Annotated in this window: 6 protein-coding genes; 5 read left to right on the forward strand and 1 reads right to left on the reverse strand. The window is 43.0% G+C overall.

Annotation, left to right across the window (positions count from 1 at the left end; genetic code table 11):
• Positions 1 to 8: 8 nt before the first annotated feature.
• Genes Q0A08_RS01130 through Q0A08_RS01145 form a run of 4 tightly spaced genes read left to right on the forward strand, consistent with a single transcriptional unit; the run spans position 9 to position 16,139 of the window.
• Entirely contained in the window at positions 9 to 9,749 is a 9,741-nt protein-coding gene (locus Q0A08_RS01130) for an amino acid adenylation domain-containing protein (RefSeq protein ID WP_438464303.1), read from the forward strand.
• On the forward strand, positions 9,746 to 13,792 hold the full coding sequence (locus tag Q0A08_RS01135) for a non-ribosomal peptide synthetase (protein WP_438464304.1): 4,047 nt from the start codon (positions 9,746 to 9,748) through the stop codon (positions 13,790 to 13,792). Before Q0A08_RS01130 ends, Q0A08_RS01135 begins: the two co-directional genes overlap by 4 nt.
• A gap of 33 nt (positions 13,793 to 13,825) precedes the next feature.
• On the forward strand, positions 13,826 to 15,523 hold the full coding sequence (locus Q0A08_RS01140) for a cyclic peptide export ABC transporter (protein WP_438467590.1): 1,698 nt from the start codon (positions 13,826 to 13,828) through the stop codon (positions 15,521 to 15,523).
• A gap of 37 nt (positions 15,524 to 15,560) precedes the next feature.
• Entirely contained in the window at positions 15,561 to 16,139 is a 579-nt protein-coding gene (locus Q0A08_RS01145; protein WP_438464305.1) for a nitroreductase family protein, read from the forward strand.
• Between the two features lie 138 nt (positions 16,140 to 16,277).
• On the opposite strand, the gene Q0A08_RS01150 is transcribed toward Q0A08_RS01145, so the two are convergent.
• Positions 16,278 to 17,024 carry a thioesterase II family protein gene (locus Q0A08_RS01150; protein ID WP_438464306.1) on the reverse strand — a complete coding sequence of 249 codons (747 nt, stop codon included), beginning with the start codon at positions 17,022 to 17,024 and terminating at the stop codon, positions 16,278 to 16,280.
• 284 nt (positions 17,025 to 17,308) lie between these two features.
• Here Q0A08_RS01150 and Q0A08_RS01155 point away from each other — a divergent pair, with 284 nt between their 5' ends.
• Entirely contained in the window at positions 17,309 to 19,636 is a 2,328-nt protein-coding gene (locus Q0A08_RS01155; RefSeq protein WP_438464307.1) for a TonB-dependent receptor, read from the forward strand.
• The last annotated feature ends 61 nt before the right edge of the window (positions 19,637 to 19,697 follow it).

A 19,697-nucleotide genomic window follows, 5' to 3' on the forward strand; every position in this document is an offset into this window, starting at 1 on the left:
TTTTTGATATGAAACAAACACGCTATTTAGACATCGCGAAACGTTTAGCGAGCCTTCCTAAAGAAAAAAGGCAATTATTTCGTGAAAAGCTTGCCCAACAAGGTATTGATAGTTGGCAGCTACCTATTGTATCGACTGAGCAATCGGGCACACAATTGTCATTGGCTCAGCAGCGCTTTTTAGTTGCAGAACAGATGTCGACTAGGGCCTTATATAACCTTTGCTCGGTACTGCGATTTGATAATGGATTAAATATAGAGGCGTTAGAGCAAGCGATTACAGCCCTTGTGGAGCGCCATCAAGTCTTACGCACTCGATACATTATGGATGACAGGGGAAGCTGGACACCTGAGGTGATGCCAGCACCTAGCTTTTCATTAGCGCCAAAAGCCGTTTCTTTGGCGAATGATGCGACACTGAAAAACTGGTATCAAACACAGTATGAGCAAGAACTTGAGGTGCCTTTTGACCTAGGTAATGAACTCCCCTTAAGAGTCGAGCTTTATCAAGTGTCCTTGGAAGATGAGTCCTTTGAAGATGTTTCTTTGAAAAATAGCTCTGAGACTGATGATAATGTCAGTTATTGGGTGTTCTTCACCATACATCATGTGGCCTTCGATGCTTGGTCATCTCAGCAGTTAAATCAGGAACTTAGCTTACTTTATAGTGCTGCAGTAGACAGTAAGCGTACTCAGAGTGGCGCATTGCAATTACCTGAGCTGGCAATTCAATATTCGGATTATGCCAGTTGGCAAGCTGAATGGCTGGAAGGGGATGATTATCAGCGCCAGTGTGATTATTGGAAGCAAAACTTAGAGGGCGCCCAAAGATCATTAGCCTTACCTTTTGACCGTACACGCAAACCCAATCATGAACGCAGTTATGCAGGTGCCGTGCAAGGGATTACCTTGCCCCATGAGTTTTCAGAGTCCCTACGCAGAAGGGTCAATGACACCAATAATACCCTGTATATTTATTTTCAAACGGCTTTTAGCTGGTTGTTATCAAGCTACAGCCAACAAACCGATTTTTGCTTTGGTAGCTCTGTTGCAAGCCGTGGGCGAGAAGAACTTAGACCCTTGGTCGGGCCTTTATTGAATACGCTCGTATTGCGCCAACAGTTGGATGCTAATCCAAGTTTTGATGAGGCGTTGAAGCGCACTCAAGCTGTGACAGCCGGTGCCTTTGATAATCAAGATTTACCGCTTGAGCAGTTACACGACTTGCTTAAATCTGATGACGAAAAAGTAGCAGAAGCGGCCCAGTCTCTGTTTCAAGTCATGTTTGTCCATGTGGCATTGCCTGACAGTCAGAGTGTTAGCTTACCTGGCACACAAGTCGATATCATAGTGCCAGAGCAGCGACATGCACGCTTTGATTTAACCTTACGAGTGTTGGAGCCATCAGGTGGTGATATTCGCCTTGAGATGGAGTATAGCGCTGAGCTGTTTGATGCAAAAACAGTGACTCGTTTGCTTAATCACCTAGAAGAGATACTAGTACAGACCTTAGCTAAGCCAATGACATGTTTATCTGAGGTTGCATTGACATCAGACCTAAGTCGTCAGCTTGGTGAGACCTTATCTAACAAAGCTCAATTGATGAATCAGGTGATGAAGTATTGGTCCCAACCTGAACACAATGCACGTATTGCGCTCGATACTGGCAAGCAGCAAATTACCTATCAAGCACTTGATACAGTTGTGACAAACCTTGTGGTTCAGCTTAATCAAAAAGGCATCAAAAAAGGCGATAAAGTTGCGATCTTGATGCCAAGAGAAGCGCGTCAAATAGCCAGTTTACTTGCTTGTTGGCGTATAGGCGCCATTGCTTTGATGTTGGACCCAAGGCAGCCCGAGCAAAGACTTAAAGACTTGGTAGAAGAGTCAAATACTTCATTAGTCATTCACGTCCTGTTGCCAAGTGATGCTTCGTACACTGAGCACTCTAAGTGGTTATTTAGTATCGAAAATGGGCAAAGTGAAGGTGTTTCTAGCCTTTCATTGGCCCCATGGAATGACTTAAACGTACAAAGTGATGAGACTGCTACCGCTGATATCTTGTCTCTTGAGCTTGCTTCTGAGGGCATGGTCTTTGAAGATATTGCCCCTGAAGACATTGCTTACATTCTTTATACCTCTGGCTCAACAGGTAAACCAAAAGGCGTATTAGTTTCCCATGGTGCGCTAGCCCATTATTCAGCGGCTATCTCTCAAGCGGTTCCTTCTGTAGAGGATGGGCGTTGGTTAACGCTGGCGACCGTGGCAGCAGATTTGGGCTTAACCTCTGTGCTAGCAGCACTTTATCAGGGGCAAACCTTATTGTTACCAGAAGAAGAGCTTGCTTTTAATCCACCTGAATTAGCGGAGTTTTTACGTCAGCATCCTGCGGATTATCTAAAAATTGTACCTTCTCATTTGAAAGGTTTACTGAGCGTCTCTTCTCCAATTGACATATTGCCAAAGCGTGCCTTGATCAGTGGTGGTGAAGGGATGGATGAAGCCTTATTAAATCAGCTTCATAGCCTTGCGCCAGACATGGCAATCCTCAACCATTACGGCCCGAGTGAAACGACGGTCGGCGTGAGTTATATCGAACTGAATGATCAAATTACTGACTCTTTTGAAGGGATGAGTTCGGTTGCGCCTTTGGGTCGAGCTTTACCTGAATCTTGTTTGGAAATTCGCTCTGAAAATGGCGTTTTATTACCTCAGGGGGCAATGGGTGAACTTTGTATTAGCGGCCCGCAACTGGCTAATGGCTACTTTGTAAAAGGGGATGCTCAAGCTCAAACCGCAGCTAAGGATTTGAATGCAGTTTTTGTAGAAAGTGCTGCTAGCTCTTCAAAGAGCGCCACAAATCAAAGATATTACCGAACAGGTGATAGAGCTCGCCTTAATAATCAAGGGGTGTTTGAGTATCTTGGCCGATTAGATGATCAAATTAAGCGACGTGGTTATCGTTTAGAGTTAGGTGAAGTCAGTGGTTGGCTGCAAGTTCAGGCTGAGGTTTCCCTCGCTTCTGCGTTTGTTCTCGAGCGCAATGAACGTACCTTATTAATTGCAGCCATTGAACTCTCCAATACGCACATAAGCACTGATGCCAATGAGAGTAAATTGGCCAATGAATTATTGGTTCGTATGAAGGCTGCCATGCCTGACTATATGGTGCCTGATAATCTCGTTTTTGTGGACAAGATAGCGCTTAACGCGAACGGCAAAATAGATCGTCAAAAAGTGACTGATCAAACGTCTCTTAAATTAGAAAGGCTTCAATTAGACAAGCTTGGACTGGAAGAGCAACAAAATAAGCCATCATCCACTGATAAAGCAAAGCAAAGTGATGCTTTGCAGATGAATACTAACCAAACCTTATTAGCGAACATTTGGTGTCAGCTGCTTGGGCGAGAGACAGTTACTTTGGATGATGACTTTTATGCGCTAGGTGGTGATTCGATTCTAAGTCTTCAGCTTATTGGTTTAGCGCGACAGCAAGGTGCTGTTTTGACGCCGCTTAATGTGATGAAACATCGAACCTTGAGGGCAATGGCATCTTGTCTTCCATTACCTGAGGTGGATGTTGAAGACTCTGTGGTAGATCCAGTGGCTATCAAGTTGAGAGATTTATACCGAGATATTTTGGGTAAAGCAGAGCTTGATCATAATGCCGATTTTTATCAAACCGGGGGTGACTCCATCCTGAGTTTGCAATTAATTGCCCGTGCTCGAACCGCAGGGGTGGCCTTGTCCCCTAAATTATTGGCGCAGCATAAAACGCCAATGGCTTTGGCTAGTGTATTGTCTGACGCTGCTTCTGATAAGGGTGGAACTGCCAAAGACGTTGCTATTGCTTCAATAGATAAGAACCAAGTAGATAAGAGTCAAAAGGCTTCTTCTTTGCAGCAAACTTCGTTTAAACGAGTTGATAGAAACCAACCTCAGCCTTTATCAGATGCGCAAAAACGTATCTGGTTTATGCAGCAAATTGCGCCAGACAGCAGTGCTTGGAATGTAATGCAGCGCTTGTCTATCAAGGGTGAGCTGGACCTTAAAGCGCTAGAAGTCGCCTGTCATGCCATTATGAATAAGCATGACATTCTACGTACAATCTTTATCAGTCAAGATGATCAAGTCGTGCAGCAGGTACAGCCAATTGAGCAAGTAATGAATCAAGTTGATTCTCCTTTTACCTGTCATCAAGTGTCTTACGCTAGTTTGGATCGCTTAGTTGAAGAGGCGGAAAGCCGAGTATTTGATTTAGAAACGGGCTTATTATGGTCCTTGGATGTTTTTTGCTTACCGGGTACTGATTCTCTTCCTGAATATCAGCTTTTGATCAATATTCATCATATTGCGACAGATGGTTGGTCAATGGGCTTGTTAGTACAAGAGTTCCTCGCTTTTTACTCGCAAAGCCTTGCGGGTCATTCAGTTGAGCTGCTTGAGTCTAGTCAATCAGAAGGCACTACCTATATTGATTGGGTTGCTTCCAAACAAGCAGAACAAACCTCTGACTTTGAGTCTTACTGGCTTGAACGTTTAACAGAAATGCCGCAAACGATTTCATTGGCGACAGATTATGCTTATCCAGAAGTGCAAACCGATAATGGCGCCCGAGTAGAAGGTGTTATACCGACTGAGTTAATCGCCCAATTAGATCAGAAAGCGCAAGACTTAAACGTTACCCCATTTCAGTTATTGTTTGCCGCATGGAAGCTTTTGTTATGGCGCTATAGTGGTCAAGATGATTTTGCCGTTGGTGTGCCTGTTTCTGGCCGAGATGATTCACAGACTCAGAGTATGGTCGGTGTTTTTATCAATACCATGGTGTGTCGCAGCCAAATTGATGCCAGTTTGCCATTAGATGAGTGGTTAGTATCGACAGCGACTCGCACCATGGAAGACCTTAACGAATCGATTCCGTTAGAGCGCTTACTTGAGATTATGCAGCCAGAACGTAATATGGCGCGACCTGCCTTGTTCCAAACATTGTTTAATTATCAAGTGGATACAAAAGGGCAAAGAAAGCTTGCTTTACCTGGTTTAGCCATCGAAGCCATAGAGCAAACGCACATCAGCAGTAAAAGCGAGCTGAGTTTGAATCTGTTCCGCCAAGACAGTCTTGGGGTTCAGCTTGAATACAATCGAGATGTATTTTCTGAAGCGACAGTGACACAGATTTTTGAAGACTATCAAGCTGTTATCTCTCAAATGGTGGGTGTTGATGGTGCTGTGAGAAAAGCGCTACACGAATTACAACTGCCTTCTATGGCACAAGGCCAAGCGCAAGGTGCTGTTTACTCAGTAAACTCGCAAGATGCTTTCATTCAACGTTTTGAAGTCCAAGTTGAAGCGACGCCAGATGCATTAGCCTTACAGGCTTGTGATAGAGCGCTGTCTTATCGTGAGTTAAACCATGAGGCGAATCGTTTGGCCCATTGGTTGATAGGGCAAGGTGTGAGACAAAATGGCATATCTGAGCGCTTGGCTGAGCCCTTATCTGAACCCTTATCTGAACCCTTATCTGAACCCTTGTCTGAGCCATTAGTCGCACTTTGTTTACCAAGAAATAGTCAGCTTTTAGTGGCTCTTTTAGCTATTCAAAAAGCCGGTGCAGCCTATGTTCCACTCGATCCAGCTCAACCAAAAGCGCGTTTATCTATGATAGCTGAGCGTTCGGGTGCAACACTTTGTTTATGTGACAGCACCACGATTCAGACATTCGAAGCGTTAGACGTTGAGAGTTTAACTCCGATTAGCTTGGATGCGCTCACTGAAGAGTTATTGACTCAATCTAATCTTAATACCGAGCTAGTCGTGCCGGAGCAGTCTCTTGCTTACGCCCTATATACATCGGGATCGACCGGTGTGCCAAAAGGTGTGCAGCTTGAGCGCCGTCAATTTGCGAACTTTTTGCGAGCGATGGAGTGTGTTTTACCGCCTTTCAATAAAGTATTAGCACTCACCACAATTACTTTTGATATAGCAGGACTTGAGCTTTTCTTACCGCTTGCCAATGGGGCTGCTGTTATTTTGGCTGATGAGGACGCGCGTCGTGATGGGGAGCAAATTGGTCGCTTAATATTAGAGCATGATATTGATTTGATACAGGCAACGCCGTCTGGTTGGCGCTTGTTAGAAGAGGTGTCGGATGATGCATTATCTAATGTCGTGGCGCTCGCGGGTGGTGAGGCATTAGACAGTGAGTTGGCAAGCAAGCTAAAACGTCAATGTCGAGATTTGATTAATGTCTATGGACCAACAGAAACGACAGTTTGGTCATCCTCTTACTTGGTACAAGATACATCTTTGCCACTGACACCCATTGGCGCACCTTTGTTGAATAATAATTTGCATGTACTGGATGCGCAATTGCAACCTGTTCCAAGGGGGGTCATTGGTGAGTTGTATATTGCAGGAGAAGGCGTTGCTCGTGGTTATCAAGGGCAAGCGGATTTAACCGCAGAACGCTTTTTACCAAATCCATTTGGTGATGGTTGTCGCTTGTATCGCACAGGTGATCTGGTTAAACACTTGGCAGATGGCACCTTGTACTTTGTTGGACGAGTGGATCAGCAGGTGAAGTTAAGAGGATTTAGAATTGAGCTGGGTGATATTGAGGCCGCACTTTTAACTAATCCAAATATTAAACAAGCCGCCGTTACCATTGAAAAAGAAAGGCTGATTGCTTGGTGTGTTGCCGTGCCTACTTCAGAGCCTAGCTCAGAGTCGGATTCTCATTCAGCTTTTGAGTCCTCAGCAACCATCAAAAAACTACAAGCTGAATTAGCTTTAATCTTGCCAGAGTACATGTTGCCACAAGGGTATGAATGGCTATCGTCTTTGCCGTTAAATGCCAGTGGCAAAGTAGATAGGAATGCACTGTCTAAACGTGAGCTTTCTGCCACAAGCCAGTCTGGTTTAAATGAGGTAAGTGAGAAAGCGTTAAATGATCAAGCTGAGCAAGCTTTGACTCAATATGAAGTCATTGTCAGTGATATTTGGAAGGCGTTACTGAGCTTAGAGGCAGTAAATAAGCAAGATCACTTTTTCAATCTTGGTGGTCACTCACTGATGGCTGCACAGGTGCGTTCTCGTTTGCGTGCTCAAGGTTATGACGTATCGCTGAAGACTTTGTTTGAAACACCTATTTTGAGCGAGTTAGCAAAGCACCTATCTTTGCTTTCGCATCACGTTTCTGATCAGTCTATCCCATTAGTACAACGTCAAGAAAAGATGCCATTATCAGATGCGCAGCGTCGACTTTGGTTTATGCAACAACTGAAGAAAAATGATGCAAGCTTCAATATGAGTAGTGTGGTCGAGCTGGCGCTTCAATTAGACGACAAACCGCAAGGTAAGTCAGAAGCCGAACTAGGAAAAACAGCAACTAATGGACTGAATACGGATGCTATTCATGCAGCGCTTTATGCTGTTGCAGAGCGCCACGAAATTTTACGCGTTACCTACCATGAGGATGCCAATGGCGAAGGGTACCAGCGTGTTGATTCTGATTTAACCCCTGCTTTTTCTGTTGTTGACCTTACTGCTGAAGGTCCTGTTCAACGTGAAGTGATAGTGGGGGATTTGATCCTTGAAGCATCAAATACGCCATTTGATTTAACTGCTGAAAGCCCTTTACGACTTGTACTCTACAAACTAAGTGAAAGCCGTTGGTTAGTGCAGTTAGTGCAGCATCATATTGCCTCAGACGGTTGGTCAATGGCTTTGCTGATTAATGATCTTATTGAGGCTTATCAGCAAGCTATTCAGGGCCAAAGTGTGGCTTTAGCAAGCTTGCCTGTTCAATATTTGGATTACGCCGCTTGGCAAGCTAGTACAGAGGTCCGTGCCAAACAACAAGCAGGACTAGACTACTGGCGTCGCCACCTGACGGGGATGCCAGAGCAATTGGCGCTACCTTTAGACCGCTCTCGTACCGCAACGGCTGGAGACCAGGGTGACGCGGTAGATTTGCTTATTCCTGAGGCATTAACCGCATCGCTTAATCAGTTAGCGAATGAGCAAGGTTGTTCCTTGTTTATGCTGCTTATGGCCGCTTATACGGCGCAACTGCATCTAGAAACAGGATCACAGGATATCGTAATGGGAACAGATGTTGCCAACCGTGATCATGGCGATACGGAGAACATTATTGGCTTCTTCGTCAATCTAATCGCACTGCGTATGAAGCCTAATTCAATGCATTCTTTCGAAGATTATCTACAGCAGGTTCGTCAAGTTTGCCTTGAAGGTTTTAGCTATCAAGATATTCCATTTGATCGTGTTGTTGAAGCGGTACAGCCTGCCCGTATACAGGGAAGTCACCCACTAATACAAGCGCTGTTAGTGATGCAAAATACACCTAATGCACGACAGGATTTAGGTGATTTACAAGTCACACCAAGAATGAATGTTCAACAGCATTCTAAATTTGATATGGCTTTGTTTGCCAGTGAAGAAACGACGACTAAGGGAGAGCAGCTGGCATTACGCTGGGTGTTTCGAACGTCACTTTTCGACGCGTCGACAATGGAGCGTTTAGGCCGTGATTTACTCGCCCTGCTTGAGAATATTGTCAAAAACATCAATGTGCCTCTTCTGTCTTTAAAACGAAGTGCTTTAACAAAAAATGCAGATGGTAACCCTAATATGGACACAAAATCTCCAACAAAACGTAAGCTAAACAAGCTTAGTAAAATGAAAAAAACTAAAGCGGCGCCAGCGGTGAAAGTGCCTCTTGTGAGTACTCGCCCTTTAAATGATGATGCCCCTTTTCCTTTGTTAGTGGAGTGCAATGAAAAAGGTCTTGATCCTAATGTATGGGCACAAGCTAACCAAACTCTGATTATGGAGTGGCTAGAAGTGCATGGTGGTATTGTATTCCGTGGCTTCAATTTGCCAACACCCGTTGAGTTTGAGCGTTTCTGCGAGGGGATTTACCCAGAGTTATTTGGACAATATGGCGATCTTCCAAAGAAAGAAGTGGGTGAGAAAATCTATCAGTCGACACCTTATCCCAATGATCAAATGATCATGTTCCATAACGAAAGTTCTCATCAGCATAAGTGGCCTCGTCGACAATGGTTCTATTGTGAGGTTGCGGCTGAATCAGGCGGTTGTACACCGATTGTGGATTGCCGTGCCTTATACCAAAAATTACCAGAAGCTGTGCGTAAGAAGCTACAAGAAAAACAGCTTAAATACGTCCGTAATTTTAGTGGCTTGGATGTGAGTTGGCAGCATTTCTTTAAGACAGAAGATCGCGCTCAGGTTGAAGCTATTTGTCGTGAGGGCAATATCGAATTTGAATGGTATGGAGAGGATACTTTACGTATTAGTCAGGTATGTCCTGCTGTGATCAGCCATCCTGTGACGGGTGAAATGAGCTTTTTTAATCAAATACAGTTGCACCATTATAGCTTCTTGGAGGCTGATATTCGTGAGCATTTCTTGTCTGTTGCAGGAGAAGAAGGTTTACCTCGCAATGTTTATTACGGGGATGGTGAACCATTAGAGCAAGCAACCGTTGATTTAATTAGCGAGTTATACGAAGCCAATGCGGTGCGTTTCGATTGGCGTCATGGTGATGTTGTTATGTTGGATAATATGTTGGCAGCTCATGCTAGAGACCCGTTTGAAGGGACACGTAAAATGGCTGTTGCTATGGGGGATATTTACCATAGAGAACAATTGGATGAAAAGCCTGATGCATTGATCTCAACTCAGACTAAGGAAGAAGCGCTATGAGCCATGACAACATTCAAACAGGTGCCGCACTTGCTTATCAACAAAGCCTTATTGTGAAGGGTGAAGAGTCCCCAAAATTTAGACGCTTCTGGTTAAACCTTGGAGGTGCTACCGAAAATGAAGTCGAATCACGTCTTCGTACCTTAATGGAACACCAGCAGGCGCTAACAACCGATTTCAGTGTGCCTAAAGGGTTTAATATTTTACGTCAGCAGATACAGGAGGCGCGTTTAAATTGGTCTCTCGTTCAAAATGAAGATGCGAATAGTGATGGCATTAAAAACAGCGCATCGGCTGAGAAAAAAACGCAACTTGAAGCGCAAGCAGAGCAAACTTTTGCAGCAGAAAAGCCGCACTTATTGGCTTGGTTTGTGTCAGCTTCAGAATGGGACGATAACCAAAATAGATTACTTCTCATAGGTTCAGAACTTGTGTTGGATGAAGGGACGGTAACGCGTATTCGTGAAGTGCTAATAGGTGATCGTGATGCGGATATTGAACCAGAAATGCAGTACCTAGATTACGCAAACTGGATTAGTGAATTACAGGAAGATGAAGATGCGGCGGATGCTGTGTCTTTCTGGAAAGGCTTTCAGTGGCAGGATCTGCCTGGTATTGAGCTGAACGAACGTCTAGCCTGTTTTGACAGAAATCTAGAGAAAAGCGTTGAAGGAAAAATAGAAAGCAAAGCGGCAAGTGTGCGAGTGCCTTTCTCTCGGGAAATGCAGGATCTTCTAGCGCAAAAAGCTGAGGCAATGGAAGTTGAGCCACAGACGATTGGGTTAATCACATGGGCCGCATTATTGCAAAGGGTCAGTGGTCGAGAGCAATTCCAACTAAGTCATTATCATGATTGTCGAGACGATTATGAAGAGCTAGACGATTGCTTTGGCTTGGTGCAGCAGAGACTGCCTGTGCCTTTCTACGATATCTCTGCAATGAGCTTGGAAAAAGCACTCATGGGTTTTCAGCCTTTATTAGATGAGCAGGCTGAATATCAAGAATATGTGCAGCAGGTGTCTGAGACTATCGTTAATGCCTATTCTGTGAACTTTCAATATGTGACGCAAGCTAGCCTTGGGAATCTTGAAACTAGCGCGTACCTGCCTAAAGGGGATGCATTACAACTACAGCTTGTTGCCACAGAAAGTGGGGCTGGTGAATGGATTCTGACGTATGATGAGAGCAAATACAGCGCCTTATCTATGGTTCGTTTAGTAGAAAGATTACCTGTCATGCTGGAGCAAGCTTTGAGTGCGCCAAATGAGCCTTTGGGTTGCTTGAACGCATTACTTGAGAGTGAGCAAAACGCACTTGTTAGCTCTTATGCACATGATAAAGCACATGACCTGACATTAGGTTTAGTTGAGAGCATCCGTCAACATGCCTCACATAATCCAGATGCGCCAGCGTTAAGAGAAGGTGATAGCTTATTAAGTTATGCAGATTTAGATCGCCAAAGTGATCTTGTTGCAACGAATTTAGTAAGAGTGGGAGTAAAAACAGAAACAGTTGTCGCCTTGTGCTTGCCTCGTAGCGCTGAGCTGGTTCTTGCTATGTTAGCTGTGTTGAAATCAGGCGCTGCGTATTTGCCGATTGATCCTGAGTTACCTAAGGCGCGTATCGAAAGTATTTTGAACGATGCTAAAGCCCGTGTGATTGTTACATCTGATGTAGCTCAGAGCAATTTAGATCAGGCAGTTAAAGCCTCTGCAGATGTCTTACTCAAAGAAGGGCATGAAAGTGAAGTGATGGCTTGGTCTCAGCTTGTTACAGAAATACCTTATGAAGAGACTGTCGCTCTCACTGATACATTGTCGCTTACTTTAGCGAATCTAAAACCCAGTAATCTTGCCTATTTGTTATATACCTCTGGTTCAACAGGGAAGCCAAAAGGCGTTCAAGTCACCCATGAAAATATTCTTCATTATAGTCAATCGGCGATTAGGGCATTAGAGCTACCTAAAGAAGGGCACTATGGTCTTGTTTCTTCTTTGATGGCGGATTTAGGCAATACCATGTTGTTTCCTGCTTGGTTACAGGGTGGATGCGTGCATCTTATTGGGCGTGAAGAAAGTACCGACGCTACCGCTTTGGCCAAGTATTATGAACAGTCTCCACTAGATTGTTTGAAAATTGTTCCTTCTCATTTAGCGGCGCTATTAAGCGGTTCTGATGCGAGTGCTTTATTGCCTAAACAAGTCTTAGTGCTAGGGGGGGAGCGGATAAGCGATGGCCTTTTGGCTCAATTAAAAGCGTATCAAGATGATGAGTTAATGAGCTGCAAACTGTTTAACCACTATGGCCCGACTGAAACGACAGTAGGGGTATTGTGGAATGAAGTTGATTTAGATACGGGTGATGCTGCTCTAGGGGGGGTTATGGGTGATACGCAAGTTTACCTTTTAGATCAGTTTATGAACCCTGTGATATCTGGACAAGTTGGAGAGTTGTACATTGCTGGGTCTAACTTAAGTCGAGGTTATTTGAATGCCTCTGACCTTACTTCGGACCGTTATCTTCCAAACCCCTTTGTTGCTGGTGGGCGTTTTTATCAATCGGGTGATCTTGCCATGCGTCGCGCAGATGGCAGTATCGATATTCTTGGTAGAGCGGATCAGCAGGTTAAAATTCGTGGATTTCGTTTGGAGTTGGAAGAAATTGAATCACTTCTAGCATCTCATCAAACTGTCCAGCACAGCTCAGTATTACTACAAGGAGAAGGAGATCAAGCGCATTTAGTCGCCTTTGCTGTACCTTATGTGGGCGGTGCTCTAGATGAGGAGGCCCTTAAAGCTTGGTTGGCAGAACAACTGCCTGATTATATGGTACCGACTCAGTTAATTGGCGTTAAATACCTGCCTTTGAATGCGAATGGCAAAGTGGATAGGCATAACTTGTTAGAGCAAGCGCGACAAAAGTCTCTACGTACTTATGTAGCACCTCGTAATGATATTGAGCAAACACTCTGCGAGTTATGGCAAGAGATTTTGCAGCAACCTAGTATCAGTGTGACGGATAAGTTTTTTGATATTGGTGGTCATTCCCTTGCTGCGATTAGAGTTGTTGCTCGTATGAGACAAATTTTTGCTCAGGAATTCCCAACAGATTTACTGTTTCGTAAACAAAGTGTCGAAGCACTTGCTGAGTTTATCGGTGAAGCATCAAGTTATGAAAAGTCCTCTGAATCTCGTCTAGTAGAAATAAGTCGCAGTGAAGAGTCTAACGTTTCAATTGTGGTGATGCATTCCCACGGTGGTCATGTGAACTACTATGAACCGCTTTTTGAAAACTTAGCAGGTAAGGCCAATATTTACGGTCTCTTGTCTAATCCTGAGCTGTTATCAAGTGCAGAGGAAAGTGATTTTGAAAACCTCATGGATGATTATGTTCAGCAGTTTAAGGCCCTAAAAGGTGAAAAAATTGTATTGGCAGGTTGGAGTTTAGCCGCTCGTCATATGATGCTTTTAACCCACAGATTACAAGCAGAAGGGTTTGATATTAAGGCTGTTTCTATTATTGATTATGACCCATTGCAAACCTTAGATAATCAAGATGATGACCTTGTGCAGATAAAAGCCGATTTAGAGCACTACCTCGCAATTCATAATGGGCATTATGATGCGAAAAAGCTCGATCTTTTAGTTAATAATTTAACAACAAAAACATCTGCAACTGCTGATTATAAGCATGTGCTTAAAGAAGCCCTTGATAACCCTGATGTTCAACACTTACTAGGAGAGGAGTTACCAACGGATTGGGTTTATCAGACTGTGTTGCAGCGATGGGCTTTGAAAAAAGTCTTCTATGCACAAGCTATTCCAGTTGTTAATGTGCCGCTTTGGGTTTGGTGTAGTGATAATAATATCTCTGGGATAGACGCATGGCGTGCCTTTACTTCAGATAAAATCATAGGAAACAATATCTTGTCAGATCATTTTAGTATTTTGTTTTCAAACGAAATGGCGCAGCAATTGCTGACATTAGTTGATGAGATTCAACTAACTAAGCCTGTTAACGATTTAGAAAAAGAGAGTGCCTAATGTTGGTATACAGAGGAGAGTTTTAAGGTGGAGATGATTAAACAGCTGTTGGCACAGTCTCGTCGTACTATGTTATTGGCCATTGTTGCGAGTGCTTTAAGTGCTGTGGCAGGGGTCATGATTATTGGTGGTGTGAATCATGCCTTGGAACATGGCTTTGAATCTTTGACAAATACTGTCATTGCTTATGTTGTGATGGTCGCCATTTTGTTTATGAGTGGCGTTTGGTCTCAATCTTTATTAGTCGGGTTGGGTCACCGCATGGTGTATCAGTTACGCTTGCAACTTGTTAGGCGGATTCTAAATACCTCATTAGAGCGCCAGGAGCAGCTTGGAGGGCCCGCTCTCTATAACGTTCTAACACGAGATGTGACCATGGTGGCTAATGCGACCAAGCAATTACCTATTTCACTCTACAATGGCCTTTTGTTATTGGCCGGCATTAGTTATTTGGCTTGGCTTTCGCCTTTATTGTTTCTTTGTACTCTTGTATTGGTTGCCTTGGGAGTCTGGGGTGACTTTAAGTTAGTGGGGCGTACTAAGGTCATGATGGCGGATGTGCGTCGTTATGATGAACGTCTCTTTGAGCAATATGAGGCTGTGATTGAGGGTCGTAATGAATTGGGCTTAAGTCAACCAAGGCGTCAGCATTTATTTGATAAACGCTTCGAACCTGCGGCAAAAGGCGCTATGGATACGGCTGTTAAAGCGGATCTATTGTGGGCAATTAACTTAAATTGGACCACAGTGCTGGTGTTCGGTTTGATTGGTTTAGCCTTTTTCTTGGGCATGACTCAGGCATCTATCACACAGGATGTGGTGGTTGGTTATGTACTGACAACCATGTTTTTACGCACACCCATCGCCATGATTCTTGAAGCGATTCCTTCGGTGATACGAGGAACCGTTGCCCTTAAAGCGATTGATAAATTAAAGCTTGCTGATGCTGATTGCACAGATATAGAAACAGGAAGCGGTGCAGATAAGCCTGTCGTGGAAGTTAAGTTTGAGTCTCTGACCTTGGTTAATGCTTGCTATCAATATCCAAGTCAGGGAGAAGAAACTGGATTTACCTTAGGGCCAGCGAATTTAGAGCTAAATCGAGGAGAGTTGATCTTTTTAGTGGGAGGTAATGGTAGTGGTAAGTCTACATTAGCCAAGTTACTAACGGGCTTGTATTTGCCGACAGACGGTCTTGTTAAGTTTAACCAAGAGCCAGTTACTTCTGGTAATGTTGCCCATTATCGCAGTTGTTTCTCGACTATTTTCCCGAACTTCTTTCTATTTGATGATGTGTTAGATGGCTCACATAAAGCAAATTCAAATAACCATGATAATGATTACTTTAAAGAAAGAGTCGATTACTACTTAAAGCGTTTAGCCATAGATCATAAGGTGAGTATTGAGAAGGGTAAGCTATCTACGACTTCTTTGTCTCAGGGACAACGTAAGCGTTTGGCGTTACTCTTAATGTATATGGAAGATAGACAGGTGCTCTTGCTGGATGAATGGGCAGCTGATCAGGATCCAGTATTTCGAGATGTTTTCTACAGAGAAATTTTACCTGAGTTGAAAGCAGCAGGAAAAACCATTATTGCTATTAGCCATGATGATCGTTATTTTGATGCCGCTGATAAAGTGTATCGATTGGATCGAGGTTGTATTAGTGCGTTTGATCTCAAAACGGACTCTTTATTTCACACTCCGATTGAAAAAACAGCAACAGCTTAAAGAAAAGTATAAAAGTCTATGAGGAAGAAAGTTATAAATGGATGCTATTGATACACTCATGAGTCGTCGCTCCTATGCGCGTGGTAACCTAGCTGCACCTGCGCCAGATAAGGAACAAATTGAAACGATACTGCAAGCGGCGATGACAGTGCCTGATCATGGAAATTTAAAACCCTGGCGATTTATCCTAGTGCAAGGGCAGGGGATTCAAGATCTGTCTATGTTGGTGAAAGAGAAATATTCAGCCAGTATGTCAAAAAAGCATCTTGACGCTTTTGTGGAGGAGATCGCCGCTGTACCCATGATGATCTTTGTGTGTTCTGACCTTACTTTAGAGCATCATGTGCCAGTGTTGGACCAACAGCTTTCAGGTGCAGCGGCTTGTGAACATATATTGTTGGCGGCTCATGCACTTGGTTTTGCTGGGATTTGGCATACTCTAGAGTCTGATGATGCATTACGCTATCTTCTCAATTTAAAAGAGAAAGATGAGGTTTTAGGCGTGCTGTCTATTGGTACACCGAAGAAAACATCTAGGGCTAAACGACAAGCCTTTTCTGACTTTACTCAAACATGGGACATTGAAAACGGGTTAACGGCTTGGAAGCGCGTTTAGACTTTCTTGTTCTTATCGTTTAATTAAGATGATGCACGCTAAAGAACTTAGAGTGCATCATGAATTTCTTTTCAAAAAACGTGTTAATTAATGGCTATTCTTCTGAGCGATTAAGGTCATTTTCTTATCAAAGAAAAATCAAAGAGAGAGCTTATTTTTAAACCAGTCTAAAAAAGACGCTTCTTGTAAATAAAAATGCCCACCTTGAAATTCAAATTGCTCAAACCGCAAATCCGAGTATCGACCCCATTCTGATAAGGTGTCGTAAGCGACTTGCGTATCATCTTGCCCACCTAATGCAATGATGGGAACTGCTAAAATAGGGCGCTCTTTATGCTCTTGATGAAACACGTAATCATCATGCAGCTTAAGGTCAGCTCGAATAATTGGCAGAAGTAAGGCTTGGAATTCAATGTTGTTTAAGAACTCTTCAGGAGTGCCACCCATCTCTTTTAATAATGCCAGTAATTGAGTGTCATTTAAGTCACTTCTGCGTTCTGTTGAGGGTTTAAAGTGAGGAGCTTTTCTGGCGGAGACCCAAAGTTTTTGGGGAAGAGGGTAGTTTCGCTTTTGTAGTTCAAGCGTGATTTCCCAGCTGATGAGTGCACCAAGGCTATGTCCAAATAGACTGAATTGAGTAATCTTAGTTTGTACGATCGTATGCGCAATATCCCTCGCTAAGGATTTTATATCTTCAGCAAAGGTTTCGGTAAATCGAGAACCTCTACCAGGGTATTCCACTGGGATTACCTGAATCTTTTGTAAATTTTTTTGCCATTCACGATACATGGCAGCAGACCCGCCTGCGCTTGGTAAACAAAATAGGGTGGGGAGGCTTCCTTGTATCTGTGTATTGATTGGAAAAACAGACGTGTGTTTTTGCATTTTACGCTATTGCTCCCTAGATCGAGACTTTTAAGTTTTGTGATTTCATCTCTTCGTTCATTGTCAAAATGAGCACTGATTTATTCACTTTATAGTTTGTAATTAACTTTTGGGGTGATTCTCCCTTGAGGCCGTATATTGTCTATATAAAAATTAACAAAGACAATAACTTAATTATTGTTGACAATAATGAACGAAATGATAATAATTCCCATTATTGTAAATTGTGAATTACATTAAAATTTTCTATAACTCTTACACATATTGAATTAAGGAATTAGTACATGAAGAGAACGGTTTTGGCTCGTTTAGTTAGTCGTGAAGTGCAACTTAAGGTGATGCGAGCATCTATTTTATCTTTGTTTACTGTTCCTTTAGCAATGGCAGAAGAGAATACAGAAGAAGTAAATGTTGAATTAACACCTATCGTGGTTCAAGGCACTAAACTTAGCCGTTATGAATTTGATGAAGCAGAATCTGCGACTGGATTTGTGACTGACATTGATGAAGTGCCTCGTACAATTCAGGTCATCCCTGAGCAGTTAATTCTTGACCAGAACTCAAAAGACCTTAATGACGTGTTATCTAACTCGGCAGCGGTTACTCGTTCTGATGGTTTTGGTGGCGCTGAAACAGAAGTGAATATTCGTGGTATTGGAAACGAATACCTGTTTTTAGACGGCAGCCCTGTTAGCTCACGTTACAATATTGATGTTGCCAATATTGAAAGTGTTGAAGTGGTTCTTGGGCCAGCGTCGATTCTGCATGGACAAGTGAGTCCAGGTGGCCTTATTAACGTAGTAACGAAAAAGCCACAGGAAGAAAGTGCTCATTCTGTACAGATGGATGTGGATGAGCATGGTAAGCAAAAACTAACAGTAGATAGTACTGGTTCTTTGTCAGATACGACTCAGTATCGCATTGTGATTAGTGGAGAAGATACGGAAACTTACCGTGAAGTAACGACAGAAGATGGTACCTTCAATACAGAGCGAAAGAGTTTGACTGTGTCTCCTTCGATTAGCTACACACCAGATGATCAAAATACCTTTACCTTACGCCTAAATCACTCGGAGCAAGAACTACCGATTGATCGTGGTACGGTAATGGTGAACGACGGAAGTGGTAATCTTTCCATCGCAGATATTCCGTATGAAAGAGCTTTGGGTACGGAATTCGATATCCGTGATAGTACAGATGATCTTATTCAGTTTGACTGGGATTATGAGCTAGATAATGGTTGGACTAATAAATTCAAAATAGGCTATTACGAAAAAGAGCTTGATGATTATCAAACTCGTGGTGTTCGAGGTTTGAGTGATGGTACATCTCTTAACACAAGTTCAAGTGTCTTAGATATTTTAGGCAGTAACACAGATATCGTTTCAAGTTCTGTGCAAAGTAATAATTTACTGCTGCGTCGTACAGACTCTAATGAGATGGAGCTGAGTGATACTTTCTTCTCTGATAGCCTAACGGGTGATTATGAGTTAGGCGGGTTAGATAATACCCTCTATATTGGCGTGAATTACCACAGTCAAAAAGAAGATGTGACTGACGGGTTGGCCCTAGTTGATATTGGAGGCGGAACTATGGCTGTTAATGCCGATATCATCGATGTCACAGATTCAGTCTCTGCTTCGAATTCCAAGCATACGACAACGGATATTAGTAATAGCGATACCACTACTGATGAATTCGGTTTGTCTATTCAGAACTTAACCTATGTGACAGATCGCTTGAATGTGCTAGCGGGTGCTCGTTACGATTATTATAAGATTGAAGGGGATGCCACTTCTTATTATACAACGAATAATGAGTTGACCTACACAGAAGTGTCTGATCCTCAGGCGGTTGATATTGATAGTTCAAATGATCATATCAGCGGTCAGTTGGGCGCTATCTATGATGTTTCAAATGACGTATCTGTTTACGCATCTTATGCAGAATCCTTTAAGCCCAACTTCCCGTCGATTACTGAGGGTGTTTATAGCGGTGACTTTGATCCTGAAACAGCGAAACAAATTGAAGTGGGCCTAAAATCTAGCATGCTTGATGACAAGTTACGTTTAAGTGTTTCTACCTATGCATTAGAACGTAAAAATGTGGCGACAGTTGATGGTGATTTAAACACGGTTCTTAATGGCGAAACAGAAACAAATGGTGTTGATGTAAGTGCTTCTATGCAGTTCCTAGAGGGCTTAAATGTACTGGCTTCTTACTCTTATATGGATGCAGAAATTATAAAATCTGATGATGGTAATGATGATGGTAATACACCATATAATATTCCTGATCATAAAATGCGTCTTTGGGGATCTTACGAAATTAAAGGTGGCGACTTAGCTGGCTTAGGTTTTGGTATGGGGTCTGAATATGTTAGCAAACGTTATGGTAATGATAGCAACACCTTTAGCCTGCCAAGCTATACGGTTTATGATGCATCAGTTTGGTACTACCTACCTCTATCTGAGGAAACACAATTACGACTAAACGCGGGTGTGAAAAACCTAACGGATGAAGTTTATTACACAGCCAGTGGTAGTAACACTTATCGAATCAGCCAAGGTGATCCTCGTACCATTTATGCGACAGCACGTATAGATTTCTAACCTTTAAAAATTAGGAAATATCGTATCAGTGCCACTTTTTAAGTGGCGCTGATTTTTTGTT

This window comes from Marinomonas sp. PE14-40, from assembly GCF_051623805.1.
Lineage (GTDB): Bacteria > Pseudomonadota > Gammaproteobacteria > Pseudomonadales > Marinomonadaceae > Marinomonas.